General features: G+C 70.2%; 28 protein-coding genes, 2 tRNA genes and 1 other RNA gene. 19 read left to right on the top strand and 12 right to left on the bottom strand.

Going from position 1 to position 24,421, the window contains the following annotated elements:
* Positions 1-85: 85 nt before the first annotated feature.
* On the bottom strand, positions 86-790 hold the full coding sequence (locus ASE10_RS16090) for a PP2C family serine/threonine-protein phosphatase (RefSeq protein WP_055909620.1): 705 nt from the start codon (positions 788-790) through the stop codon (positions 86-88).
* 278 nt (positions 791-1,068) lie between these two features.
* Positions 1,069-1,159: transfer RNA gene (locus tag ASE10_RS16085), tRNA-Ser, on the bottom strand.
* A gap of 96 nt (positions 1,160-1,255) precedes the next feature.
* Between ASE10_RS16085 and ASE10_RS16080 the strand changes: the two genes are divergently transcribed.
* From ASE10_RS16080 to ASE10_RS16065, 4 genes are all read left to right on the top strand, one after another.
* On the top strand, positions 1,256-1,666 hold the full coding sequence (locus tag ASE10_RS16080) for a DUF6165 family protein (RefSeq protein WP_055909623.1): 411 nt from the start codon (positions 1,256-1,258) through the stop codon (positions 1,664-1,666).
* A 13-nt stretch (positions 1,667-1,679) separates the two neighbouring features.
* Positions 1,680-2,348 carry a hypothetical protein gene (locus tag ASE10_RS16075; RefSeq protein ID WP_055909626.1) on the top strand — a complete coding sequence of 223 codons (669 nt, stop codon included), beginning with the start codon at positions 1,680-1,682 and terminating at the stop codon, positions 2,346-2,348.
* A gap of 408 nt (positions 2,349-2,756) precedes the next feature.
* Positions 2,757-3,764 carry a hypothetical protein gene (locus tag ASE10_RS16070; protein WP_157480982.1) on the top strand — a complete coding sequence of 336 codons (1,008 nt, stop codon included), beginning with the start codon at positions 2,757-2,759 and terminating at the stop codon, positions 3,762-3,764.
* Between the two features lie 301 nt (positions 3,765-4,065).
* Complete coding sequence (locus ASE10_RS16065) at positions 4,066-4,470, top strand: hypothetical protein (protein ID WP_055909632.1); 405 nt, start codon at positions 4,066-4,068, stop codon at positions 4,468-4,470.
* Between the two features lie 84 nt (positions 4,471-4,554).
* Here ASE10_RS16065 and ASE10_RS16060 read toward each other — a convergent pair whose 3' ends face one another.
* Complete coding sequence (locus ASE10_RS16060; protein WP_055909636.1) at positions 4,555-5,613, bottom strand: glycosyltransferase family 9 protein; 1,059 nt, start codon at positions 5,611-5,613, stop codon at positions 4,555-4,557.
* A 22-nt stretch (positions 5,614-5,635) separates the two neighbouring features.
* On the opposite strand from ASE10_RS16060, the gene ASE10_RS16055 reads away from it, so the two are divergent.
* The 6 genes from ASE10_RS16055 (at position 5,636) to ASE10_RS16030 (ending at position 9,456) form a co-directional block, all read left to right on the top strand.
* Complete coding sequence (locus ASE10_RS16055; protein ID WP_055909639.1) at positions 5,636-6,385, top strand: 3-deoxy-D-manno-octulosonic acid kinase; 750 nt, start codon at positions 5,636-5,638, stop codon at positions 6,383-6,385.
* Positions 6,385-7,143 (top strand): MBL fold metallo-hydrolase, encoded by a 759-nt coding sequence (locus ASE10_RS16050; protein WP_055909642.1) that lies wholly within the window; start codon positions 6,385-6,387, stop codon positions 7,141-7,143. The genes ASE10_RS16055 and ASE10_RS16050 overlap by 1 nt, the downstream gene beginning before the upstream one ends.
* Positions 7,140-8,171 carry a GTP 3',8-cyclase MoaA gene (gene moaA, locus ASE10_RS16045; RefSeq protein ID WP_235565914.1) on the top strand — a complete coding sequence of 344 codons (1,032 nt, stop codon included), beginning with the start codon at positions 7,140-7,142 and terminating at the stop codon, positions 8,169-8,171. The genes ASE10_RS16050 and moaA overlap by 4 nt, the downstream gene beginning before the upstream one ends.
* A gap of 97 nt (positions 8,172-8,268) precedes the next feature.
* Positions 8,269-8,781, top strand: coding sequence for a cyclic pyranopterin monophosphate synthase MoaC (moaC, locus tag ASE10_RS16040; protein ID WP_055909648.1), 513 nt, complete (start codon positions 8,269-8,271; stop codon positions 8,779-8,781).
* Complete coding sequence (locus ASE10_RS16035) at positions 8,778-9,020, top strand: MoaD/ThiS family protein (RefSeq protein ID WP_055909650.1); 243 nt, start codon at positions 8,778-8,780, stop codon at positions 9,018-9,020. The genes moaC and ASE10_RS16035 overlap by 4 nt, the downstream gene beginning before the upstream one ends.
* A 1-nt stretch (position 9,021) precedes the next feature.
* Complete coding sequence (locus ASE10_RS16030) at positions 9,022-9,456, top strand: molybdenum cofactor biosynthesis protein MoaE (protein WP_055909653.1); 435 nt, start codon at positions 9,022-9,024, stop codon at positions 9,454-9,456.
* Positions 9,457-9,669: 213 nt separating this feature from the next.
* On the opposite strand, the gene ffs is transcribed toward ASE10_RS16030, so the two are convergent.
* Both ffs and ASE10_RS16025 read right to left on the bottom strand, forming a co-directional pair.
* An RNA gene (gene ffs / locus ASE10_RS19745) (signal recognition particle sRNA small type) lies at positions 9,670-9,766 on the bottom strand.
* Between the two features lie 82 nt (positions 9,767-9,848).
* Positions 9,849-9,941 (bottom strand) — tRNA-Ser (locus ASE10_RS16025).
* A gap of 268 nt (positions 9,942-10,209) precedes the next feature.
* Here ASE10_RS16025 and dnaX point away from each other — a divergent pair.
* The 5 genes from dnaX (at position 10,210) to ASE10_RS16000 (ending at position 13,858) form a co-directional block, all read left to right on the top strand.
* Positions 10,210-12,186 (top strand): DNA polymerase III subunit gamma/tau, encoded by a 1,977-nt coding sequence (gene dnaX / locus ASE10_RS16020; protein ID WP_055909655.1) that lies wholly within the window; start codon positions 10,210-10,212, stop codon positions 12,184-12,186.
* A gap of 105 nt (positions 12,187-12,291) precedes the next feature.
* Entirely contained in the window at positions 12,292-12,612 is a 321-nt protein-coding gene (locus ASE10_RS16015) for a YbaB/EbfC family nucleoid-associated protein (protein ID WP_055909658.1), read from the top strand.
* Positions 12,613-12,631: 19 nt separating this feature from the next.
* Positions 12,632-12,868, top strand: coding sequence for a hypothetical protein (locus ASE10_RS16010; RefSeq protein WP_055909660.1), 237 nt, complete (start codon positions 12,632-12,634; stop codon positions 12,866-12,868).
* A 10-nt stretch (positions 12,869-12,878) separates the two neighbouring features.
* Complete coding sequence (recR, locus tag ASE10_RS16005) at positions 12,879-13,478, top strand: recombination mediator RecR (RefSeq protein WP_055909663.1); 600 nt, start codon at positions 12,879-12,881, stop codon at positions 13,476-13,478.
* 26 nt (positions 13,479-13,504) lie between these two features.
* Positions 13,505-13,858, top strand: coding sequence for a histidine triad nucleotide-binding protein (locus ASE10_RS16000; protein ID WP_055909666.1), 354 nt, complete (start codon positions 13,505-13,507; stop codon positions 13,856-13,858).
* Between the two features lie 202 nt (positions 13,859-14,060).
* On the opposite strand, the gene ASE10_RS15995 is transcribed toward ASE10_RS16000, so the two are convergent.
* The 4 genes from ASE10_RS15995 to ASE10_RS15980 are packed head-to-tail and all read right to left on the bottom strand — an operon-like array spanning position 14,061 to position 18,450.
* Positions 14,061-14,561, bottom strand: a complete 501-nt coding sequence (locus tag ASE10_RS15995) for a Slp family lipoprotein (RefSeq protein WP_055909671.1) — start codon at positions 14,559-14,561, stop codon at positions 14,061-14,063.
* On the bottom strand, positions 14,558-16,540 hold the full coding sequence (locus ASE10_RS15990) for a DUF3488 and transglutaminase-like domain-containing protein (RefSeq protein ID WP_055909674.1): 1,983 nt from the start codon (positions 16,538-16,540) through the stop codon (positions 14,558-14,560). Before ASE10_RS15990 ends, ASE10_RS15995 begins: the two co-directional genes overlap by 4 nt.
* Positions 16,533-17,492 (bottom strand): DUF58 domain-containing protein, encoded by a 960-nt coding sequence (locus tag ASE10_RS15985; RefSeq protein ID WP_056305710.1) that lies wholly within the window; start codon positions 17,490-17,492, stop codon positions 16,533-16,535. Before ASE10_RS15985 ends, ASE10_RS15990 begins: the two co-directional genes overlap by 8 nt.
* Before the next feature lie 4 nt (positions 17,493-17,496).
* Positions 17,497-18,450 carry an AAA family ATPase gene (locus ASE10_RS15980; RefSeq protein ID WP_055909680.1) on the bottom strand — a complete coding sequence of 318 codons (954 nt, stop codon included), beginning with the start codon at positions 18,448-18,450 and terminating at the stop codon, positions 17,497-17,499.
* Positions 18,451-18,641: 191 nt separating this feature from the next.
* On the opposite strand from ASE10_RS15980, the gene ASE10_RS15975 reads away from it, so the two are divergent.
* Entirely contained in the window at positions 18,642-20,474 is a 1,833-nt protein-coding gene (locus ASE10_RS15975) for a glycosyltransferase family 39 protein (RefSeq protein ID WP_055910040.1), read from the top strand.
* A gap of 49 nt (positions 20,475-20,523) precedes the next feature.
* Here the strand turns inward: ASE10_RS15975 and ASE10_RS15970 are convergent, their stop codons facing one another.
* The 3 genes from ASE10_RS15970 to ASE10_RS15960 all read right to left on the bottom strand — a co-directional run bounded on the left by ASE10_RS15970 (position 20,524) and on the right by ASE10_RS15960 (position 22,109).
* Entirely contained in the window at positions 20,524-21,042 is a 519-nt protein-coding gene (locus ASE10_RS15970; RefSeq protein WP_055909683.1) for a tetratricopeptide repeat protein, read from the bottom strand.
* A 105-nt stretch (positions 21,043-21,147) separates the two neighbouring features.
* Complete coding sequence (locus ASE10_RS15965) at positions 21,148-21,732, bottom strand: Maf family nucleotide pyrophosphatase (protein WP_055909686.1); 585 nt, start codon at positions 21,730-21,732, stop codon at positions 21,148-21,150.
* A gap of 11 nt (positions 21,733-21,743) precedes the next feature.
* Positions 21,744-22,109, bottom strand: coding sequence for a hypothetical protein (locus ASE10_RS15960; RefSeq protein ID WP_055909690.1), 366 nt, complete (start codon positions 22,107-22,109; stop codon positions 21,744-21,746).
* A 126-nt stretch (positions 22,110-22,235) separates the two neighbouring features.
* Here ASE10_RS15960 and ASE10_RS15955 point away from each other — a divergent pair, with 126 nt between their 5' ends.
* From ASE10_RS15955 to ASE10_RS15945, 3 genes are all read left to right on the top strand, one after another.
* Entirely contained in the window at positions 22,236-22,763 is a 528-nt protein-coding gene (locus ASE10_RS15955) for a YceD family protein (protein ID WP_055909691.1), read from the top strand.
* Positions 22,764-22,900: 137 nt separating this feature from the next.
* Positions 22,901-23,095, top strand: a complete 195-nt coding sequence (rpmF, locus tag ASE10_RS15950; protein ID WP_055909694.1) for a 50S ribosomal protein L32 — start codon at positions 22,901-22,903, stop codon at positions 23,093-23,095.
* Between the two features lie 179 nt (positions 23,096-23,274).
* Positions 23,275-24,270 carry a beta-ketoacyl-ACP synthase III gene (locus ASE10_RS15945; protein ID WP_055909697.1) on the top strand — a complete coding sequence of 332 codons (996 nt, stop codon included), beginning with the start codon at positions 23,275-23,277 and terminating at the stop codon, positions 24,268-24,270.
* Positions 24,271-24,421: the final 151 nt, after the last annotated feature.

Raw genomic sequence — 24,421 nt, 5'->3', positions numbered from 1 at the left:
GGCTCACCACATCCTACGCATCGGGCCAAGTCGGTACGGCCGTAGGGTGCGGTGATAACCGCACCATCGTCATCGGCCAGGTCGCTCAGTGACTGCGAACCAGGATCACCGTGACGTTGTCCGAGCCGCCGCCGTCCAGCGCCGCCGCGACCAGGCTGTCGACGCATTCCTGCGCGCTGCAGTCGTTGTGCGCTAGGACCTTGGCGATGCTGCGGTCGTCGACTTCCTCGGTCAGGCCGTCGCTGCACAGCAGCAACTGCATGCCGGGACGGAGCTCGCCGGTCATGGTCTCGACGTTCAGGTTGCGCGGGTCGGTCACGCCCAAAGCCTGGGTCACCACGTTGCGGTGCGGATGGCTGCGCGCCTGCTCGTGGGTGATGGCGCCGTTGGCGATCAGTTCCTGGACGTAGCTGTGGTCCTGCGAGAGCTGGGCCAGTTGGCCGTCGCGCCACAGATAGACCCGGCTGTCGCCGACCCAGGCCACTTCGAAGCGGTTGCCGTTGACCCGCGCGGCGACCACCGTCGTGCCCATGGGCAGGGCGTCGTTGCGCCGGCGCGAGGTGCGGATGATCTCCTCGTCGGCGATACGGATGGCCTGGGCCAGCGGCGTGCCGTCGCGGACCTCGCGCACGATCGCCTCGCGCGCCAGCGCGCTGGCGACCTCGCCGTACTCGTGGCCGCCCATACCGTCGGCGACCAGCCACAGTCCCAGTTCGCTGTCACCGTAATAGGTGTCTTCGTTGAGCTCGCGGCGCAGGCCGACATGCGTCAGGTGTCCGAATTCGATCATGAGTCGATCATGCCGGTCGCGTAGTCGGGGGCTCTTCGGTAGGTAAACGGAATCATCGGGGCGTAGCGGCCGTGCAGCAAGCCAGGTCGCATCCCCTGCCGACCATGACCCGTGTTGCAGTAACGAAACATGACCGGGGCCGCGCATCATCGCGTAAAAACCATGCCTTGCGACACGGTTTGGCGCTAATCCGAGCAAGTTCCGCCATGTTCCGGCGCCCTCGACCGAGGCCGCGAGCAACAAAAAAGCGGGCCCGAACGGGCCCGCTTTGCGCAATCTGGCGGAGAGGGAGGGATTCGAACCCTCGGTACGCTATAAACGTACGCCTGATTTCGAGTCAGGTACATTCAACCACTCTGCCACCTCTCCGGGTGCAGCGAACCGAGAATGATACGGATCGCGAAGCCTTCCGACAAGGCATGCGCGTGCCCGGCTACACTGTGGCCCCCTGAACGAAACGCTGCCATGTCCGAAATTCTGGTTCCGGTGTCCTTCGGCGAGCTGCTCGACAAGATCGCCATCCTGCAGATCAAGTCCGAGCGCATGAGCGATCCGGCCAAGCTGGCCAACGTCCGCAACGAATTGTCGGCGCTGGAGCAGACCTGGATGGCCCATCCCGCCGCCGGCCACGACATCGTCCGCCTGCGCGCCGAGCTCAAGGCCGTCAACGAACGCCTGTGGGTGATCGAGGACGACATCCGCATCAAGGAGAAGGCCCAGGCCTTCGACGACGAGTTCGTGCGCCTGGCGCGCAGCGTCTATTTCGAGAACGACGAGCGCGCCCGGATCAAGAAGGACATCAACCTCGCCCTGGGCTCCAGCTACGTCGAGGAAAAGTCCTACCAGGACTACCGCAGCGGCGCCGCGGCGCCCTGAGCCGGTACGGCGCATGCCGGCCTCCCGGAACGGCGGCACGGCCGGGTCACGCGCCGCCGGTGCCTGGCTGTACGACGATCTGCTGGCCTGGCTATGCCCGGGCGGCCTACTGCTGACCGCCTTGGCGCTGCGTTACCCGGACCCCCTGCGGATGCTGCGCGCGCAAGCGCCGGAACTGACCCTGCCCACCTGGTTTGCCGGGGCCTACGTGCTGGGCCTGGCCTTGAGCCCGCTCGGGCGCCTGGTCTACGCCTTCGCCCAGGCCATCGTCTGGCCGAGGCTGCGTCAGGCCTGGGCGCCGGCGATCGCGTTCCTGGCCCAGCGCCTGCAGCGCGACGAAGGTCTGAGCCTGCCCGACGCCGCGCATATGTCGACCTCGATGTTCCACGACGTCGACCGGCGCATGCGCGAATATCTGGAGGCGGTCGATCCGTCCTCGCGGCCGGCGCTGAACCGCATGAAGGTGCTGTGCAGCCTGGCCTGCAATGCCGCCGCCGCGACCCTGGTGTTCGTCGCGGTCGACGCTGCGCTCGGCGGCTATCGTTACTGGAGCAACGCCCAGGTCGGGATCGCCGCGCTCGCGATCGCCTTGGCCCTGATCGCGGCCGTGTACCGCGAACGCCGGCGTCAGCGCACCCAGTTGTCGATCTGGCGACGGCTGCAGGTCGGCGCCCACGGCTGATCGCCGCCGTTCGGTTGCGCCCACACAGCCACTTCGGATTGGACCGCAGCGCCAGCCGGCCCGGCATTCCGCCGCTTCCTTCGCTCCCGCCGCCGCATCGCGCCACCCAGAGTGCCCCGGCGAGCGCGAGTCTCGTCAGCCTGTCCGCCTCCGGTAGCGGCCGCCGCCGTCCCCGCCGCGCGAGCCTGTGACGGCGGGCTGGCGCCGCCATGCCGGCCAGCCAGATTGGCCTGCGCGCGGAACCGCTGCGCATTTTTCGCCGGGGGCTGTCGCTAGGGTGGCCGCGCTCCGCACCGGCCCGCGCCCCACGCGCGCGCCGGGCGGCGCGCCAGCGGGCGGCTCCGGTGGCGTTTCGCTGCAGGACGCAGCCCGATCGATCAATGGATGGACGAATCAAGGAGCAACAACGTGAAAAAGGAACACGTGATAGGGACGATATGGATGGCGGTGCTGCTGGCCGTTTCGCCGCTGGCGATGGCCGACGGGTCCGAGGAGGAAACGCCCAAGGAGGAGCAGGACTTCAAGCGCAACGAACCGCCGGTGCCCGAGGCGGTGAAGGCGCATCTGGCCTACGTCGAGGACCTGGACCGGCGCTATCCGGACACCTCCAAGGTCGATCCCGACCGCTTCATGGCCGAAGAGGGCGAGAAGGCCGCGCTGATCTACTGCCGCGCGCTGGGCTTCGACGGCCCCTGCGAACCGGACAAGAGCGGCCAGTCGATACTCGGCCGCGCCGGCTTCGTCGCCCTCGACGAGGAGCGCGCCGCCGCCATGGTCGGCCGCTACGGCTGGTTCGACTGGCTGTTCAATCTGCTGTACAGCGTCGGGGTGATCCCCGACAAGGCCTCGTGTCCGTCGCCGCACGTGCTGGTGCAGATGCACATGGACGACGAGGACCGCCGCAACGCCAACTCGCGCTGGGGCTGGATCGGAGCGACCGTCTCCACCAGCAACACCACCTGGCGTTTCTGCCGCCTGAGCTGGAACGCCTCGTTCGCGTTCCACCCGCTGGTGAACGGAGGCAACCAGTACGACTACGCGGTGCAGAACCTGGGCATGTTCTGCCCGCCGGGTTCGCGTCGCGTGCTGCGCCGCCACGACAACGAAGATTGGGCGAACGCCAACTGGTCCAGCGGCGGCGTGTTCCCCAGCTTCAACCTGGGCGGCAACTGGTGGACCTACACCTGCCAGTTCGACGGCGGCACGCCGGCGCCGCTGATGTCCTCGTTCCCGACGCTGGGCTTCGCCTACGGTGTGTTCTCGCCGACCAACCTTCCGTGGCCGTATGCGCTGGCCAACGGCTACGTCTACCAGGACGACGAGGATTTCCTCAATCTCAACTTCTGGATCGGCTCGCCCGACGCGGTGATGGGCGGCGGCGGCAACACCTGGCGCGGTCTGTCGCGCGTCAAGTAATCGTTACGTATCCAGCAAGCCCTGCTTCAAGCCCCTCTCCCGCTCGCGGGAGAGGGGTTGGGGCGAGGGCCGATGCCAGCGTCGGGCCGCGCTTCGCGCCTGCTCCGACACAGCGCGACTCATCGCGTCGCCGCCATTCCGGCGACCGCCCCCGTCGATTCCGCATGCCCCTCGGCGAGGCCATGCGGCGCATGCGCCGAGTCGGTCGCCTGCAGTATGTTGACGCCCCTGGGGTAATGCCGGCGCTGCCAGAGAGCCGGCATCATCGTGTACGGATCGCACAGGGGAGATCGCCACGGCCATGATCAGCGTTTACGAGTTGCGAGTGGGGAACCGATTCAAGGCGACACCGTGCGGGGCGTTTCCCGAAGGCGGCGAGATCGCGCTCGAACTGTCCCACATCGAGCGATTCGCCAGAGATGGCCAGGACATCACCCACTACCTGTCCGGCATCGAGCTGACGAAAGATCGGCTCACCCAAATGGGCTTCGTCTTTTCGTTCGGCTACCAAGGCTCGATCCAGTTCGCCTTCGCCATCCTGAATCATTTCATCCTGGTGCGCGGCAACGACCATCCACCGTGGTACGTCGCCACGGACCACGCCTATACCGGCGCGCGCGGCGGCGGCCAGGGCATGGTCTATGTCCATCAGGTGCAAGACGCCTACTGCTCGCTCCTGGGCCAGCCGCTGCCGCTGGCGCCCTAGAGGCCGCTGCCGCGGTTTCGCTTGGGCTGCGCCGAGTGGGCCGGAGCGTACTGGCCAAGGCTGCGCGGTACGCCGCCGTCAGGCCTAGGAATGATCGGCGACGTAGCGCTCGAACGCCGCGATCCCGTCCTCGACCGAGATCAGGTCCATGACCCCGTCGTGTTCGATCTTGCTGCCCCATTTGAGCTCGCTGGCCGGCTTGCCCAGGTACTTGCGGGCGGCGTCGTCGTAGCGGTCGGCGCAGTAGCGGCGGTCGCTGTAGGGGCCGCTGCGGGCCGGGTTGCTGGCCGCGTGCAGGCCCAACACCCGGGTGCCCATGGCGTTGGCGATGTGCATCGGCCCGGAGTCGGGCGTCATCAGCAGTTGGCCGCGCGCGAGCAGGGCCGGCAGTTGCTTGAGCGTGTCCTTGCCGACCAGGTCCAGCGCCGGCGCGGACATCGCGGCCAGGATTTCGTCGGCGGTGCGGCGTTCCAGCTCGCTGCGGCCACCGCACAGCACCACCCGCCAGCCGCGCGCGGCGGCGTGGTCGGCGACCGCGGCGTAGCGTTCGCTGCGCCAATTGCGCAGGGCGTGGCTGGAGCAGGGCGAGATCAGCAGGGCCGGCCTGCCGTCGTCCGGCCATTGCGCGCGCGCCCACTCGTAGGCCTCCGCCGGCACCGGCAGGTCCCAGCGCACCTGGGTCTGGCGCAGGCCCAGCGGCTCGCAGAAGCTGCCGATCGCGTCCAGCACATGGATGCCGGGGCGGTCGGGGATGCGTTCGTTGACGAACAGGCCGTGCAGATCCTTGGCGCGCGAACGGTCGTAGCCGATCCGGCGCCGCGCCGGCACGAAGGCCGACAGCAGGTTCGCGCGCGCCGCCACCTGCATCTGCAGCAGGGCGTCGTAGCGGCGCTGTTCGCCCAGCCGGGCACGCAGTTCGCGACCCAGTGCACGCATTCCGGCCCAGCCGGTCTTCTTGTCGTACTCGACGAAGCTCACGCCTTCCAGGCCTTCCAGCAGGCGCCGTTCGCCCTTGCCGATCACCCAGGTCAGCGCCACCTGCGGCCAGGCTTCGCGCAGGGTGCGCACCAGGGGGACCACATGGGTCACGTCGCCCAGGGCGGAAAGCCGCAGCAGGCAGATCGAGCGGGGTGCGTTGTTCACGTGACTTGTTAGACTCCGGCGGATGACGGGCTACGACGCCGCCGAAGGATTGACGCCGTTCCGCGACGACAGCGGCTACGGCGCGATTCTGTTCGACCGCACCCGGGTGCGGCAAGCGAGCCCGGAATGGTTCTCGCCTGCCTTCTGGGGCGAACGCGCGCGTCCGGTCGACAGCGGCGGCCGCGGCGGTGCCTGGTTCGTCGATGCGCCGTTCGGGCCGACCGTGCTGCGGCGCTATCTGCGCGGCGGCCTGGTCGCGCGCTTCAACCGCGACCGCTACTGGTGGCGCGGCGCCAACGAGACCCGCAGCTTCGCCGAATTCCGCCTGACCCGCGCGGTCGCCGAGAAGGGCCTGCCGGTGCCGCGTCCGATCGCCGCCTATTACCGCCGCGACGGCTTCTACTACTACGCCGCGATCTTGCTGGAGCGCCTCAACGACGTGCGCTCGCTGGCCGACCGCGCCGCGGTCGCCGGCGACGGCGCGCCCTGGGAAGAAGCCGGGCGCCTGATCGCGCGCTGCCACCGGGTCGGCCTGGATCACGCCGACCTCAACGCCCACAACCTGCTGTTCGACCCGACCGGGCGCGGCTGGGTGATCGATCTGGATCGCGGCCACCTGCACATCCCCGCCACCGGCTGGCGCGAGCGCAACCTCGCCCGGCTCAAGCGCTCGCTGCTGAAACTGCGCGGCGCGCGCTCGGTCGAGGACATCGAACGCGACTACGGCCGCCTGCGCACCGCCTACGACCGCGCCTGGGACAAGGGATACTGATGAGCTGGCATCTGCGCCTGCACGGCGTCGGCAACGCCTCGGCGGTCGAGCTGGGTTCGGCGATGGCGACCATCGAGCGCGACGGCGCGCCCTGGCTGACCATCGACTGCGGCGGCGAGGGCCTGACCGCTTACCTCGATCATTACGGCGAGGCGCCGCGCGCGCTGTTCCTCACCCACACCCATCTCGATCACGTCGCCGGCTTCGAGCGCCTGTTCGTCTCGACCTATTTCGACCCCGAACGCCGCGGCCGGGTGAAGCTGTACGTGCCCGCGCCGGTGGTGCCGCTGCTGCACCAGCGGGTGGGCGACTACCCCAATGCCCTGGCCGAGGGCGGGGTCAACTTCTGGGACGCGTTCCAGGTGATCCCGGTCGGCGCCGCGTTCTGGCACCGGGGCGTGCGCCTGGAGGCGTTCGCCACCCGCCATCATTGGCCCGACACCGCCTTCGGTTTGCGCCTGCGCGGCAGCGTGGTCTGGACCGGCGACACCCGGCCGATCCCGGAAGCCCTGGCCAAATACGCCGACGCCGGCGAACTGATCGCCCACGACTGCGCCCTGCACGGCAACCCCTCGCACAGCGGCATCGAGGACCTGGAGCGCGAATACCCGCGCGAGTTGCTCGCCCGCTGCCTGCTCTATCACTACGCCAGCGCCGGCGAGGGCGACACCCTGGCCGCGCGGGGGTATCGTGTGGGCAGACCGGGCGAATGCGTCGCCCTGGCCGAGTCCAGCGCAGAACAGGTGCCGCCGCCGTGAGCGCGTTGCCAGATCCGAAACAGACGCCGTTGCCGCAAGACGCCTACGGGCGTCCGCTGCGCGACCTGCGTCTGTCGGTGATCGAGGCCTGCAATTTCCGTTGCCCGTACTGCATGCCGGCCGAGCGCGTGCCCGACGACTACGGCCTGGACGCGGCCTCGCGCCTGAGCTTCGACGAGATCGAGACCCTGGTGCGCGGCTTCGTGCGGGTGGGCGTGCGCAAGCTGCGCCTGACCGGCGGCGAGCCGCTGCTGCGCAAGCGCCTGCCCGAGCTGATCGCGCGATTGGCAGCGATCGAGGGGCTCGACGACCTCGCCCTGACCACCAACGGTTCGCTGCTCGCGCGCCAGGCGCGCGCGCTGCGCGAGGCCGGGCTGCGCCGGCTCACGGTGAGCCTGGATGCGCTCGACCCTGAATTGTTCAAGCGCCTGTCCGGCGGTCGCGGCGACGTCGCCGAGGTGCTGGCCGGCATCGATGCCGCGCGCGATGCCGGCTTCGAGTCGATCAAGCTCAATTGCGTGGTCCAGCGCGGCGTCAACGACGACCAGGTGCTGCCGCTGGCCGAGCGTTTCCGCGGCAGCGGCCACGTGCTGCGCTACATCGAATACATGGACGTGGGCACCTGCAACGGCTGGGACGCCGCGCGCGTGGTGCCCTCGGCCGAGCTGCGCGACCGCCTGCACCAGCGCTGGCCGCTGCGCGCCCTGGACGCGCACTACCGCGGCGAAGTCGCCGCGCGTTACGCCTACGCCGACGGCGCCGGCGAAATCGGCTTCGTGTCCTCGATCAGCGCGCCGTTCTGCGGCGACTGCCACCGTTCGCGGGTGTCCGCCGACGGCCGCCTCTACACCTGCCTGTTCGCCGCCGACGGCGTCGACCTGAGGCCGACGCTGGCGCAGGGCGAGTTCGACCTGGCCGACCGCGTCGCCGCGCTGTGGTCGCGCCGCGCCGACCGCTACAGCGAACTGCGCGCCGCCGACGCGCCGCGTCCAAGCCGGCACGTGGAGATGTTCCTCGTCGGCGGTTGAGCGTCGCGGCGTATCATGCCCGCAGGTGGCTGCACTCTGCGCCGATCTACGTCCTTCCCCGCTGCGCGACGTGTCCGTCCTGCCGGAGCCCGATTCTTTGAAAGCCTCCAAAGCCAAGCCGGTCAAGGCGCGCCCCGCGCTGACCCACCTCGACCCCGACGGCCGGCCGAGCATGGTCGACGTTTCGGCCAAGGCCACGACCGCGCGCGAGGCGCGCGCCGAGTGCCGGGTGCGGTTTCCGGCGGCGGTCGCGACGCAGTTGCGCGCCAGCGGTTTGCGCAGCGCCAAGGGCGGCATCGTCGATACCGCGATCGTGGCCGGCACCATGGCGGTCAAGCGCACCGCCGAACTGATTCCGTTCTGCCATCCGCTGCCGATCGACGGCTGCCGGATCGTGATCGACTGGTTCGACGAGAACTCGCTGCGGATCGACTGCACGGTGCGTACCACCCACCGCACCGGCGTCGAGATGGAAGCGCTGACCGGCGCGACCGTCGCGGCGCTGACCGTCTACGACATGTGCAAGGCGCTGTCGCACCGGATCGTGCTGGGGCCGGCGAAGCTGGTCGCCAAATCGGGCGGCAAGCGCGATTTCGGGAGCGCGGCATGAACCGCCTCACCGTGCTGTACTTCGCCAGCCTGCGCGACGACGCCGGCCGCGCCGACGAGGCCGTGGACACCGATGCCGCCGATCTGCGCGCGTTGTACGACGGCCTGCGCGAGCGTTACGGCTTCGCCCTGCCGGCCGAGCGCCTGCGGGTCGCGGTCGACGGCGCGTTCGCGCGCTGGGACGACGCGCCGCTCGCCGGCAGCGAGGTCGCCTTCATACCGCCGGTGTCGGGAGGCTGAGATGATGCGCTTCCGTTTGTCCGAAACCGCCTTCGATCCGGCCGCCACGCGCGAGTGGATGATGCGCGACGAAGCCGGCGCCTACGCCAGTTTCGAAGGCTGGGTCCGCGATCACCACGCCGGACGTGCGGTGGCCGGCCTGCGCTACGAAAGCTATGCGCTGCTGGCCGAGCGCGAAGGCGAGAAGATCGTCGCCGAGGCGCTGCAGAATTTCGCCATCGTCGAGGCGCGTTGCGTGCACCGGGTCGGCGAACTCGGGGTCGGCGAACTCGCGGTCTGGGTCGGGGTCAGCGCCGCGCACCGCGATGCGGCGTTCGCCGCCTGCCGCTACATCATCGACGAGACCAAGTCGCGGGTGCCGATTTGGAAGCACGAGCGCTATGTCGAAGGCGATGCGGGCTGGCTGCATCCGGAACCGCCGGGGGCGCAGGGCTAGGGGATCGCCGCGGTCTTCGGTTGCGGTCGCGCCGTAGCTGCGGCGACGCGGTCGCGGCTTGCGCCGCTCCTACCCCAAAGCCTGGGATTGGGTTCATTGCGAAGAGGGTGTGCGAAGCGACTGCGATGGCTGGCGGCTTCCCTGGCCCTGACTGCGACCTTGCTCGCGGGGCAGGACCGGCCCGGACGGGCGGGCGGCGCCATAAAGGCGGCGGCCCCGCCGGCTGACCTCGGCGCCCGCGTCAGTCGATACCGTTGCTGCCTTCCGGCCCTGGCGGGATTTTCGACCTAGCGTCGCGAGGGGCCGACGGGGCCGCCATAGGACGTGCGCATCTTGCGCATGACGTGCTGCGGACTGCGGCAGCACGATGTGGATCTGGACACTGCGGAATCTGGCGGAGAGAGCGGGATTCGAACCCGCGAAGCGCGGTTTAGACGCTTACACACTTTCCAGGCGTGCTCCTTCAACCACTCGGACACCTCTCCGGGCCTGGGCCGACAGCGACGTCCGGTCGGGCTCAGGGCCGAGAATTCTAGCTGTCGCGGCGGTTTGCCACAAGTCGAGGCGATACGGTGGCGGCCGTCGCGGACGGGCGTGGCACAATGACCCGATCCGTTCCTGCGCCGCGCCGGCCGCTGCGGCAGGGGCCGCGCCGGCAGCGCGCAGCGGCTTCGAAGCGGTCGGTCCGACGCAGCCGGTCCAACGCAGCAAGTCCAACGCAGCCAAGTCCAGCACACGCAACCAAAGGGTCCGATGTCCTACCTCGTCCTCGCCCGCAAATGGCGCCCCAAGCGTTTCGCCGAGCTGGTCGGGCAGGAGCACGTGGTGCGTGCCCTGACCAATGCGCTCGACACCGGTCGCGTCCACCACGCCTTCCTGTTCACCGGCACCCGCGGCGTCGGCAAGACCACGATCGCGCGCATCTTCGCCAAGTCCCTGAACTGCGAGCGCGGCACCTCGGCCGACCCCTGCGGCGAGTGCAATTCCTGCCGCGACATCGACGCCGGCCGCTTCATCGATCTGCTCGAGATCGACGCCGCCAGCAACACCGGCGTCGACGACGTGCGCGAGGTGATCGACAACGCCCAGTACATGCCCAGCCGCGGCCGGGTCAAGGTCTATCTGATCGACGAAGTGCACATGCTGTCGAAGTCGGCCTTCAACGCCTTGCTGAAGACGCTGGAAGAGCCGCCGGGGCATGTGAAGTTCCTGCTCGCGACCACCGATCCGCAGAAGCTGCCGGTGACGGTGCTGTCGCGCTGCCTGCAGTTCAATCTCAAGCGCCTGGACGAAGCCCAGATCGGCGGCCAGATCGGCCGCATCCTCGAGGCCGAGGGCATCGCCGCCGAGCCCGGAGCGATCCGCCAGCTCAGCAAGGCCGCCGACGGCAGCCTGCGCGACGGCTTGTCGCTGCTGGACCAGGCCATCGCCTACACCGGCAGCCAGCTCACCGACGCCGCGGTCGCGACCATGCTCGGCACCGTCGACCGCACCCGCGTCGGCGCGCTGCTGCAGGCGCTGGCCGACGGCAACGGCGCCGGCCTGCTCGCCGAGGTCGCGGCTCTGGCCGAGTTCTCGCCCGACTGGGGCGGCGTGCTCGACACCCTGGGCGAGACCCTGCATCGCGTGCAGGTGCGCCAGTTGGTGCCCGAGGCGCCGATGGACACCGACGGCGTCGATGTCGACGCGCTCGCCGCGCAGCTGCGGCCCGAGGTAGTGCAGCTGTGGTACCAGATGGCGCTCAACGGCCGCCGCGACATCCCGCTGGCGCCCAGCCCGCGCGCCGGGTTCGAGATGAGCGTGCTGCGCATGCTGGCGTTCCGTCCGGCCGGCGGCGACGAGAGTCGCGGCGCCGCGCCTGCGGGCTCCGGCGCGGGCGAGACGGCGCGCGGTTCCAACGCGGCGGCCGCGGCCGCCGCGGCGCTGGCCGCACCGTCGGCGCCGACGCGCGCCGCGCCGGTCGCTGCCGCGCCGGAGACCGTGCGCGCGGCCGCGCCGCGAGTCGAGGCGCGAGTCGAGGCGCCTTGGGCGGAAGCGCCGCGTGCAGAAACCCCGCGTGCGGTCGAAACCCCGCGATCCGACGCCTCGGGCGTCGAGGCGCCGCGGGGTGAACAGGCTCGTGTTGAACCGGCTCGCGTTGAACCAGCACGCATTGAACCGGCACGCATTGAAGCAGCACGCGACGAGGTTCCCTGGGCCGAACCGGCCGCGCCGGTAGCGCCGCCGCAGCGTCCGGCGTCCGCGCCGGAACCCGAGCGCGCCGCGCTGGACGTGCGCGAATCCGCTCCCGACTATTTCGCGCCGCCGGCAGCGGCCGCGCCGCGCGCGGGCGCCGCCGGCATCGCCGATGCCGACGCCTGGCACGACCTGGTCGCCGGCAGCGGTCTGCGCGGTCCGGCGCGCCTGCTGGCCGAACACGCCGGTTTCGTCGGTTACGCCGACGGCGTGCTGCGGCTGTCGCTGCCCGCCACCGACGAGCACCTGCAGGCGCCGGCCCTGATCAAGATGGTCGCCGACGCGCTCGCGCCGCGGCTCGGCGGCGCGCCGCAGATCCGCTTCGAGTCCGCCCAGGCCGGCGAATCGCTGCGCGAGCGCAACGAGCGCGCGCGCGACCAGCGCCAGGCCTCGGCCGAGGACGCGTTCATGAACGATCCCGACGTGCAGCGCCTGATCTCGCAGCATGGCGCGCGGGTCGTGCCGGATTCGATCCGTCCCTTCGACGAGGCTTGAGGTCGGCGTCCGCCGGCCTTATTCCAGCTGTATCGCTTCCCCTTGCAGCGCGCCGCGTCCACCCGCGCCGCGCTATCCCCACCACCACGAAACAGGCAGGACACCATGCGCGGCAATATCGCCCAACTCATGCAGCAAGCGCAGAAGATGCAGGAAAACGTGCAGCGCGCTCAGGAAGAACTGGCCAAGATCGAAGTCACCGGCAACGCCGGCGGCGGCATGGTCAGCGTGACCATCACCGGCCGCATGGAGTGCCGCAAGGTGCGCATCGATCCCAGCGTGCTGACCGATCCGGAAATGGCCGAGGACCTGATCGCCGCCGCGTTCAACGACGCGGTCAACAAGGTCAACACCGAGTCGCAGGCCAAGATGTCCGCCGCCACCGCCGGCATGCCGATCCCGCCGGGCATGAAGATGCCGTTCTGAGCCATTCGGACACGTCGACATGAACCTGCATTTCGGAATCACCGCCGCGGTCGTCGCGGCCGGCCTGCTCGGCCTGGACCTGTACACGACCTGGGCGATCTGGCGCGAGCCGGACCTGACCGGCGCGCAGAAGGGCCTGCAGTCGGCCTTCGTCTGGCTGCTGCCGCTGCTGGGCGCGATCGTCTGCCTCAACGTGGTGCGCGCGATGAACCGCGAGCCGACCGCGCGCAGCACCTCGTTCACGCCGTCGGAGTGACGCAGTCGCCATGAGCAGCGCCTTGCTGGAGCAATTGATCGAGGCCTTCCGGGTGCTGCCCGGGGTGGGCCAGAAATCGGCCCAGCGCATGGCCTACCACGTGCTCGAACGCGAGCGCGCCGGCGGCCAGCGGCTGTCGGGCGCGCTCGCCGAGGCGATCGAGAAGGTCGGCCATTGCAGCCGCTGCCGCGACTTCAGCGAGACCGAGGTCTGCGCGACCTGCGCCAGCGCCGCGCGCGACGCGCACCTGCTATGCGCCGTGGAATCGCCGGCCGACCGCCTTGCGATCGAACAGGCCACCGGCTACCGCGGCCTGTACTTCGTGCTGCAGGGCCGGCTCAGCCCGCTCGACGGCATCGGCCCGCGCGAGCTCGGCCTGGACAGCCTGGGCGCGCGCCTGGCCGAGGGCGAGATCCAGGAACTGATCATCGCCACCAACCCGACCGTCGAGGGCGAGGCCACCGCGCATTACCTGGCCCAGCTCGCGCGCCAGCACGGCGTGCGCCCGAGCCGGCTCGCCCACGGCGTGCCGCTGGGCGGCGAGCTCGAGTACGTCGACCGCGGCACCTTGTCGCACGCCTTCGGCAGCCGCAGCGAGATGGGCCCCTGAGCCCCGATCACCCCCAGGAACCCGCCATGACCGACTCCACCATCTTCGGCAAGATCATCCGCCGCGAAATCCCGGCCGACGTCGTCTTCGAGGACGAGCACATGATCGCGTTCCGCGACATCGCGCCGCAGGCGCCGGTGCACGTGCTGTTCGTGCCCAAGACCCACGTGCCCACGCTCAACGACCTGCAGCCCGAGCAGGCCGACGTGGTCGGTCGCCTGGCCCACGCCGCGGCCGCCTACGCCAAGCGCGAAGGCTTCGCCGAAGACGGCTACCGCATCGTCATGAATTGCAACGGCCACGGCGGCCAGACCGTGTTCCAGATCCACCTGCACCTGCTCGCCGGCGCCCAGCTCGGGCGTTTCGGTACGCCGCGCTGAGGCGAGGATCCGGGCTGCATGTGGGAGCGGCGTAAGCCGCGACGCGAATGGGCGGCATGACGATCGCGGCTTACGCCGCTCCCACAGGAGGCGGCATCGCCGTCAGGGCCGCAACGCAGCCGGTGAACACCGATCCGAGACGCAAACGAAAAACGCCCGGGCTAGCCCGGGCGTTTCGCTTATCGGCAAGGTGCTGCTGTTTTCACCACCAGCCCCACCACGGCCACGGCGCCGGACGCGTCATCACCACGTCGACCTGTTCGCGCACCGGCCACAGGTAGACCACGTCGGCGTCGACCATCGGGAAGCGGTAGTCGTACTGGCCGATGCGGCGGTTCTCGTAGCCGCTGATGCGGCCGGTGAAGGTCACTTCGCGGTTCTTCTCGAACAGGGCCGGATCGTAGAAGCCGGCGCGGCAGGCCAGGAAGCGGCCGCCGATGTCGTCGTTGGCCCAATACGGTCGGCCGCTGCCGCCCAGGCGGGTGGAGATCATCACGAAGCAGGTGCGGTTGGCCTGCGGTTCGACTTCGACCACGCGGCCGCCCCAGCGCACGGTGGCGCCGGTGCTGTCGTTGGCGACGGCGTCGGCCGGGGTGATCGGATTGAACGCGCCCTGCAGCGGTTGCGGCTGGGTCGCGCAGGCGGTCAGCAGGCCGATGCTCGCGGCCAGCAGTACCAGGCGGGGGTTAAGACGGACGTTCATCGGCCTTCTCCATTAGGGCCCGGGCGATGCGCGCGCAGCGCCCTGATCAGATCGCGCTTTTCACGGGCGTCGCGCCGCCCGGGTTCCGCTACAGCGTACCGCCAATCGGCGAAACGGTGGCTGAGCGACGCCAGCGCCGGACCCAGCTCGGGGCGGCTGCGTGCAACCCGGTCGGACCAGTCCTGGGCCGGCTCGTGCGGTTCGCGCGCCAGGCCCAGGCGGCGGTAGCGACGGCCGAGCGCGTGCCAGGCGCGCAGGACCGGGTCGCGCTCGCGCTCGCCACGGCTGCTGAGCCAGACCATCCACAGCAGGGTCAGGCCGGCGGCTGCGCCGAACAAGGCTACCAAGCGCGTCGTGTCGAGCCTGTCGATGCCCAGCGGGCGCAGCAGGCTCTGCTGGCGGTTGGCGTCGAAGCCGAGCACGAAGTCGTTCCAGCCGCGCCGGGCCCAGTCGCCGAGGTTGAAGATCGGGGTCGCCACGGTCAGGCCGCCGAGCAGGCCGGCGCCCGGCGCGCGGTCGGCGAGGGTGTCGTAGACGCGTTCGGGGGCGACCGCGGCGGTCGGGTCCACGCGCACCCAGCCGCGCTGCGGCAACCAGACTTCGGCCCAGGCGTGGGCGTCGGAACGGCGCACCAGCCAATAGTCGCCGATCGGATTGCGGTAGCCGCCGGCGTAGCCGGTGACCACGCGCGCCGGAATCCCCGCGCCGCGCATCAGCACCACGAACGAGGAGCTGAAGTGTTCGCAGTAGCCGGCCTTGTAGTCGAACAGGAACTCGTCGACCGAATGCCGTCCGGGCAGGGGCGTGTCGAGGGTATAGACGAACTCGCGATGGACCCAGTCCAGCGCGCGTTGCACCAGCGCGGCGTCGTTGCCGCCGGCCTCGCGGCGCCAGCGCTGCGCCAGGGCCAGGGTGCGCGGGTTGTAGCCCTTGGGCAGGTCGAGCGCGGCGGCGCGGAATACGCCCTGCAGTTGCGGCTGGTAGCGCAGCGGCGGCGCCGAGCGGATCCGCCAGCGGCTCAGCGCGTTCAACGGCCGCGCGGTGAACAAGCCGTGATCGATCGATAGCCGCGTGTCCGGCGGCGCCGCCAGCGGCAGGTCCAGCGCGACCAGTTGGCGGCCGTCGGTGGGTTCGAGTTCGAGTTCGTAGTCCCAGCGCGTCGCGCCTGCGAGCGTCTGCGCCGGCGGCAGGCCGCGGTACCAGCGCGGCTGGGTCCATTCGCGGCCGTCGAAGTCCCACAGCACCGGGCCGCGCCAATACATCTGCGAGGGCTGCGGTACCGCGCCGTGGAAACGCACGCGCAGGGCCGGGGTCTCGTCGTTCATCAGCTCGGCCCAGCCGCCGGGCGTCATGCTGCCGGACAGGCCCGGCCGGCTCAATGAGCGGTCGGGCACGCCCCACAGCGGCGCCCCCAGGCGCGGGAACAGCCAGAACGCCGCCAGCGCCAGCGGCAGGCCGATCGCGACCAGGCGCGCGATCCCGGCCAGGCGTTGCCAGTGACCGAGCCGGCGCACGCGCTCGCCGGATTCGAATTCGGCCAGGCGCTGCAGGGTCGCCAGGGCCAGCAGTGCCGCGATCAGGCCCAGGATCAGCGACAGCGGCCCCTGGTCGAGCAGGAAGGTGCCGAACGGCGCGAACAGGGCGAAGCCGATCAGGCTGCGCGCATCGCGCAGGGTCGACGTCTCGGCCGGCTTGATCGCGAGCATGGCCGCGAGCAGCGCGCAGCCGGTGTCGCGGCCGAGGCCGAAGTTCATCTGCATCATCACCGCGGCGATCAGCACCAGCGCCAGCAAGGCGCGCACCACGAAGTTGAGCGGGCGGCGCCACGACAGCGCCGCGATCGCGATCCCGCACAGGGCGATCAGCACGCCCAGCAGCGGCGTCAACTGCAACAGCAGGGGCAGCATGCAGGCGGCTGCGGTCGACAGGGGCCAGCGGCGGCTGGCCGCATCCAACGGCATGGAGGACGGCTTAGCCATGCGGCATCAGCGCCAGCGCGCGCAAGCAGGCATGGCGATGCTGGGAGCCGCTGCTCGGGCCCAGTTCGGGTTGGCCGGGCAGCATCAGGCGGTAGCGGCGGCCGTCGCGCTCGGCTTCGTCGACCCAGCGCGCCAGGCGCGCGATCCGCGCTTCGTAAGCCAGCGGCAGCACCGCGCGCCAATCCAGGACCACGTCCGCGCCCAGCGGTTGCTCGTACTCGCGCACCAGCAGCGAATCGCGGCGCGCCGAGGGTTTCCAGGCGATCGCGCGGCGCGCGTCGCCGGTGCGGTAGCTGCGCAGATGATGGACGTCGTCGCCGCTGGGATGCAGACGGGCCTGGATCTGGTCGCCGCTGCCGGTGGGCAGCGGCGGACCGTGCGGCTCGGGCGCGGGGTATACCAACAGCGGAGCGTCGGGCCATACGTAGGCCCAGGCGCGCGCCAGGCCGAGCGGGCGGGTGGTCGATACGCGCAATCGCGGCAGGTCGAACCAGCCGCGCCGGTAGGTCGCGAACTCGAGTTCGGCTTCGCCGCCGCCGGCTTCGAGGTCCAGCGGAGCGAGGGTGTCGGAATCGCCGTCGTCGTCGACGCGCAAGCCGCGTCGCGCGCGTTCGGGCGGCGCCTTGGCGTGCACGCGTACGCGCAGCGGCTGGCCGGCGGCGATCGGTTCGGCGTCGATCGCGACCACGCTCAGGCCGGTCAGCTGCATCTGCGCCGCTATCAAACTGGCCAGGCCGGCGCCGGACAGCAGCAGCGCCAACAGCAGGGCCGGGTTGTTGTTGTAGTTCAGCGCGCCCAGCAGCATCGCCATCAGCAGGATCGCGAAGAACAATCCGAAGCCGGTCGGCAGCACGTAGACGCGGCCGCGGTGGAGCAGCGCGGGCAAGGCTTCGGGTTCGCGCGGACGCGCGAACTTGCGCAGGCGCGCGCGCAGTCGCGGAGTCTGCGCCATGCGCTCAGTCCACCGGCACCGCGTGCAGGATCGCCTTGGCCAGCGCGCCGTCGTGGCCGGCATCGGCGTCGGCGACCAGGCGGTGCGCGGCGACCGAAGCGAACAGCGCCTGCACGTCTTCCGGCAATACATGCGCGCGACCGAGCAGCAAGGCGTAGGCGCGCGCGGCGCGCAGCAGGGCCAGGCCGGCGCGCGGCGACAGGCCCACGCGCACCCCCGGATGGCGGCGGCTGCGCGCGAGCAGTGCCTGCACGTAGCCGATCAGCGCATCGCTGGCATGCACTGCGTTCACCGCGCGGCGCGCGGCCAGCACGTCGTCGCTGCCCAGCAGCGGCATGGTCTGGGCGATCAGGTCGCGGCGATCGGCGCCGGCGAGCAGGTCGCGTTCGGCGGCTTCGCCGGGATAGCCCAGCGCCAGCCGCAGCAGGAAGCGATCGAGTTGCGAGTCCGGCAGCGGATAGGTGCCGGCCAGATCGACCGGGTTCTGGGTGGCGATGACGAAGAACGGATCCGGCAGCGGATGGGTGGTGCCGTCGACGGTGACCTGGTGTTCGGCCATGGCTTCCAGCAGCGCGCTCTGGGTGCGCGGCGGCGCGCGGTTGATTTCGTCAGCCAGCAGCACCTGGGTGAACACCGGGCCGGGATGGAACTGGAAGCTGCGCGCCTGCGGATCGAACACCGACACCCCGAGCACGTCCGCCGGCAGCAGGTCGGAGGTGAACTGCACGCGCTGGAAGTCCAGGCCCAGCGTCGCCGCCAGCGCATGCGCGAGCGTGGTCTTGCCCAGGCCGGGCAGGTCTTCGATCAGCAGATGGCCGTCGGACAGCAGCGCGACGAACGCGAGCCGGACTTCGTGCGGCTTGCCCAGCACCAGGCCGTTGACCTGCGCCTGCGCGCGATCGAGGGCGCTGCGCAGGCCATCGGTTAGCATGGATGCCGTCGTGGGGGATGCCGCCATCGTGCTCGTCTCCTGAAGATCACGTCGAAAATCCGGATGGGCGCGAACTGCAGGTGGTTCGGGCGCCGCCCGGTGCCGGACCGGCGCTGCGCTCCTGCGCGGCGTCCGTCCGAGTCGAGTCCATCAGAGTGTAGCGAGGTCGCGAGTCGATGCGGGATGCAAACCAGGCCGACGCACATCAGGCCGACGCGATGCGCCGCGCTTTTTGGGGTCTGTGGACCGTCGTGCTCGTGCTCAAGCTGCTGGTCGCCGCGCGCCTGCCGCTGTTCGTCGACGAAGCTTTCTATTGGTGGGAGGGCCGGCATCCGGCCGCTGCCTACTCGGACCTGCCCGGACTCACCGCATGGCTCACTCGCATCGGCACGGCGCTCGGCGGCGAGCACGCGCTGGCCTTGCGCGCGCCGTTCCTGCTGATCGCCGCGCTGCTGCCGCTGCTGGTGCGGCGCATCGCCGCGCGCGAGTACGGCGCGCAGACCGGTTGGCAGGCGGCGTGCTTCGCCTTGCTGCTGCCCTTGGGCGGCACGCTCGGGCTGTTGGCGTTACCGGACGCGGCGATGGCCTTGGCGACGCTGCTGTGCATGGACGCGGGTGCGCGCCTGTTGCGTCGCGTCGATTCGGCGGCCGCGCTGGAACTGGCCGCCGGCCTGAGCATCGGCGCGCTCAGCCACTATCGTTTCATCGCCGTGATCGGCGTCGGCTTTCTGGCTTTGCTGATGTTGGCCGATGGCCGCCGCGCCCTGCGCGACGCGCGCACGTTGACGGCGATCGCGATCGGCGCTTCGGCATGGGCGCCGCTGATGTTCTGGAACGTCGCCAACGCCGAGGCCGGCCTGCGCTTCCAGCTGGTCGACCGCCACCCCTGGGCCTTCCATGCCGACGGGCTGTGGTTCATCGCGATCCAGGCGCTGCTGGTCACGCCGCCGCTGTTCCTGGCCCTGGCCGTCGCGGCCTGGCGCGGGCGCAGCGCGCAGGCGCATGCCACGCGTTATTTCGCCTTGCTCGGCGGCTTGCTGGTGCTGGGCTTCTTCGCCTTGGGTTTCTTCGCCGACACCGAGCGGGTCAGCTTCCACTGGCCCTTGCCCGGCTATTTCGCCCTGCTGCCGCTGCTGCCGGCAGTGCTCGCGGGCTGGCCGCGCTGGGCCCGGCGCGGCACCTGGATCGCCGTTGCGCTGGGCCTGTTGTCGATGCTGGGCTACTACGTCGCGGTGTCGGTGCCGGACGTGCGCGCGCGCAGCGCCGCGGAGAAGTGGTACCCGGGCAACTTCGCCGGTTGGGACGAACTCGCCGCGCGCGTGCAGGCGGCGCGCACGCGCATGCCGGCGGGCACGCGCCTGGTTGCGGACAATTTCAAGGTCGCCGCCGAGCTCGGTTTCGCCCTGCGCGATCCGCGCATCGCGGTGCTGGACCATCCGCTCAATCGCAAGCACGGGCGCGCGCCGCAATTGCGCCTGTGGGGCCTGAGCAGCGCCGGCCGCGCCGATTGGGGCGACGCGCCGGTGTTGCTGGTGGTCGGCGCCAGCGAGGTCGAATACAAGAACCTGCTCGACCGCTACCACGCCTTGTGCGCGATGGTCGGTCCGCTGCCGGCGCCGGACGTGCTCAACGTCGATCACGGCCGCCAGCGTTTCCTGTTGTTCGCGCTGGACCGCCCGCGCAGCGGCCCTTGCACGACGCCGGCGATGGCCTGGATCGATGCGCCGGTTTCGCGCGCCCAAGTCGGGCGCACGTTCGCGCTGCGTGGCTGGGCGTTCAAGGACGGGGTCGGCCTGGACGGCGTCGAGATCACCTTGGACGGCCGCCCGCTGGCGCAGGCGCGCTACGGTCTGGAGCGCCTGGACGTGCAGGCCTATTGGGCGCGCTCGCGCGATCCGCAGCAGCCCATGGTGGGCTTCACCGCGCAGGCGGCCATGGATGCGAGCGTGCGGCCGGGCCGGCATTGGCTGGGCCTGCGTTTGCGCGGCCGCGACGGCAGCGTCGAGACCTGGTCGGAGCAACCGATCGAGATCGTCGAAGCGGCGCCCTGAGCGCGCAACGCCGACGCGGAGCGGCCGCGTCGGCGCGCGGGTGCGGCCCTTATTCCTGCGGCGCGACGTCCAGATAACCGCCGGCTGCGGCCACCGCGGCCCACAGTTCCGGCTTGGTCTTGAACGACTGATCGAACATGCGCTCGGCAGTCGCGCGATCGCCCTGCATCAGATAGTAGGCGCCGATCTCGGCCAGCTTGGTCTGATCGTCGTCGGTGTCCTTCAAATAGCGATCAAACATGGCCTTGGCCTTGTCCCACTCGCCGGCTTCACGGTAGACGCGGGCGATGCGGTAGAAATCGGTGTCTTCGGCCTTGCCGGCGAGCACCTCGTCGAAGATCGCCTGGCCATCGGCCTTGAGCCCGCCGAGGTAATAGACCCGGCCGACCGCGATGCGCTCCCAGCTGCCCTTGCCGGCCAGCGTCCTGGCGGTCTGCAGCAGGGCCTTGGCGGCTTCCTGCTTGGGCTGGCCGTGGTAGGCCGGCTTGGCGACCTTCTGCGCGGCATAGCCGACCGCGATGCCCGAGACGAACAGAACCCCCGCGACCGCTGCGGTACGAATCTTCATGCTGGTTTTCCCCCTGGATAGTCCGACGAGCATAGCCAAGCGCCGCGGCCGCGTCAGGCCTGCGATGCGGTGATGCGGCGAAACGTGAGTGGGGCCAGGGCAGGGCTAGGGCAGGGCGTAGCCGGCCGCGCGCAGCAGGCGCGCGGTCGCGATCAGCGGCAGGCCGATCAGGGCGCTGGGGTCGTGGCTGTCGACCGCCTCGAACAGGGCGATGCCCAGGCCTTCGGACTTGAAACTGCCGGCGCAGTCGTAGGGTTGCTCGGCATCGACGTAACGTTCGATCTCGGCCAGGCTCAGGTCGCGGAAGCGCACCACGGTCAGGTCCAGGGCCTGCTGCGGCGCGCGATCGGCACGGGCCAGGCAGAGCGCGGTCAGGAATCGCACCTCGCGGCCCGACATCGCGCTCAGCTGCGCGATCGCGTTGGCGCGGTCGCCGGGCTTGCCGATCGGCCGGCCGTCGAACTCGGCGACCTGGTCCGAGCCCAGCACCCAGGCCTCGGGCATGCGCCCGGCCACGTCTTCGGCCTTGGCCCGGGCCAGGCGCACGGCCAGGTCGGGCGGCGGCTCGCCCTGGCGCGGGGTCTCGTCGACCTGGGGACGGGCGCAGTCGAAGGGCAGGCGCAGGCGCTGCAGCAGTTCGCGCCGGTAGGCCGAGGTCGAGGCCAGGACCAGCGGGGAGGGAGCGCTCATGGCGGCGCCGTTCAGGCCAGCGGCGCGCGGGCGCGCTCGATCTGCGACAACTGCTGCTCGATCCGGCCGCGCGCGGTGTCGATCGACAGGCGCACCTCGGCCAATTGCTCGACGCTGGCCGAATCGCCGTGGTCGCGCAGCCACAGGCGCTGGCGCAGCATTTCGCGCATGGCGTCGCCGACCGGGTCCAGGGCCAGGTCGCCGGCGACCGCCTCGATCTCGGCCCGGGCCATGCGCAGGCGGGCCTCCAGGGCGTCGGCGGCATCCAGCAGTTCGCGCACCGCGCGCTGGCGGCGGCCGGAGCCCGCGCGGCGCAAGCTGAACGCGACCACGGCGGCCGCGAGCGCGACCAGGAGCAAGGTCAGGGTGGTGGACACGGCGGGTCGGCTGAACGCTGGGAAGATCCGGAGTCTGACCCGACGGCCCCGCCGGCGGCAAATCCCCGCCCCGTCTGGCTTTCCGGTTTGACATCAGGGGGTTGGGTCTCTAACATTCCGCGGCTTATGTCAGCGGACGTGCCAGCCGGGCGGGTGCCCGAAGTACTCGATGCCTGGCGCCTGGTAGCCGCAAGGCGCGGCGTCGAGGGGCGCGTGCCGTTGTCGTCGTTCAAGCGGCTGCAGGACAGTCTGCTCGATACCGAGGGTGACGTGACGTTCTCGTTGGATTTCGCCAACGACGAGCTGCAGGTGCCCTACGTCGAGCTGAAGATCGATACGGCGTTGCCGCTGCTGTGCCAGCGCAGCCTGGAGCGGTTCCTGCTGCCGGTGCAGATCGTGCAGCGCCTGGGCTTGATCCGCGAGGAAGCGGACGAGGCCGGGCTGCCGCCGGGTTACGAACCGCTGCTGATGCCGGAAGACGGCCAGCTGCGGACCATCGAGCTGGTCGAGGACGAACTCATCCTCGCCGTTCCGGTGGTGCCGATGGCTCCGGGCACGGAAGCGATGGAGCAGGACTGGTCGGCCCCCGAGGCCGAACAGGAACGCGCCAATCCGTTCGCGGCGTTGTCGACGTTGAAGAACAAATCGAACTGATCCATCGCGACGCGCTCCGCAACACGCGTCCGGGCACCACCGGCAAATCCCGCTTTTGATCCGAATTTTGATCCGAATATCCGTCTCTTTCGGTTCCTAACAGTTTCAGTTTCCACAGTTTCTCTTGGAGCAAGACCATGGCTGTCCAGAAGTCCCGCGTTTCCCCGTCCCGCCGCGGCCAGCGCCGCGCCCACGACGCGCTGACCAGCAAGCAGCTGGCCACCGACCCGACCACCGGCGAAACCCATCTCCGCCACCACGTCACCGCCGACGGCTACTACCGCGGCAAGAAGGTGATCAACACCCAGACCACGGTCGCCGACGAAGAGTAATCTTCGGTCGCCCGTCGCGCCGCGCGCACGCTCAGGCGGCGCGCGGGGCCGTCGCCGATCCGGCCGCTGCTAGAACCACACAGCACGAGGACCTGCGGCCGCCACGGCGGGGTTCCGCCGCCAGCGCGTCTGGCGGAATGGCCCGAGGGGCCTGACTAGGGTTCCGCAGCGGAGTGGTGATGACTGAGCAGCGCAAGCAAGACAGGGTCTATTCGCGTATCGCGGGCACCGGCAGCTATCTGCCGGAGAAGATCCTGACCAACGACGACCTCGCCAAGATGGTCGACACCAGCGACGAGTGGATCGCGGCCCGTACCGGCATACGCGAGCGCCACGTCGTCGCCGAAGGCGAAACCACCTGCGATCTGGCGTATCACGCCTCGATGCGCGCGCTCGAAGCCGCCGGCGTCGATCCGCAGGACCTGGACCTGATCGTGCTCGGCACGACCACGCCGGATCTGATTTTTCCGTCCACCGCCTGCCTGCTGCAGCACCGCCTGGGTGCCAACGGCTGCGCCGCGTTCGACGTCAACGCCGCCTGTTCGGGCTTCGTTTACGCCTTGACCGTGGCCGACAAGTTCATCCAGTCCGGCGCGGCCAAGACCGTGCTGGTGGTCGGCGCGGAAACCCTGACCCGCATGATCGACTGGAGCGACCGCGGCACCTGCGTGCTGTTCGGCGACGGCGCCGGCGCGGTGGTGCTCAAGGCCGACAGCGAAACCGGCATCCTCAGCACCCATCTGCACGCCGACGGCGGCAAGAAGGAGCTACTGTGGAACCCGGTCGGCGTCTCGGCCGGCTTCAAGCTCGACGAGCCCAACGCCGGCGTCAAGGTGCTGATGACCGGCAACGAAGTCTTCAAGCACGCGGTCAAGGCGCTGGATTCGGTGGTCGAAGAGACCCTGGACGCCAACGGCCTGGACCGTCATGACATCGACTGGCTGATCCCGCATCAAGCCAATCTGCGCATCATCGAAGCCACGGCCAAGCGCCTGGACATGCCGATGGAGCGGGTGATCGTCACCGTCGACAAGCACGGCAACACCTCTTCGGGCTCGGTGCCGCTGGCGCTGGACGAAGCGGTGCGCTCCGGCCGCGTGCAGCGCGGCCAGCTGGTGCTGCTGGAGGCCTTCGGCGGCGGCTTCACCTGGGGTTCGGCGCTGCTGCGCTACTGATCCGCGCCGGCCATCGCCGAACGCAACGAACGCGCCCGCACCGTCGGGCGCGTTCGCTTTTGCGCGTCCGGATTCGCATCGTGGGAACTGTCGCAATACGTCACGATACGCGCGGGTACAGACGATGACGCAGTTTCGCTCGTATCATGCC

The sequence above is a fragment of the Lysobacter sp. Root76 genome (genome assembly GCF_001428685.1).
GTDB lineage: Bacteria > Pseudomonadota > Gammaproteobacteria > Xanthomonadales > Xanthomonadaceae > Lysobacter.
This window is presented reverse-complemented; position numbering and strand designations above follow the sequence as displayed.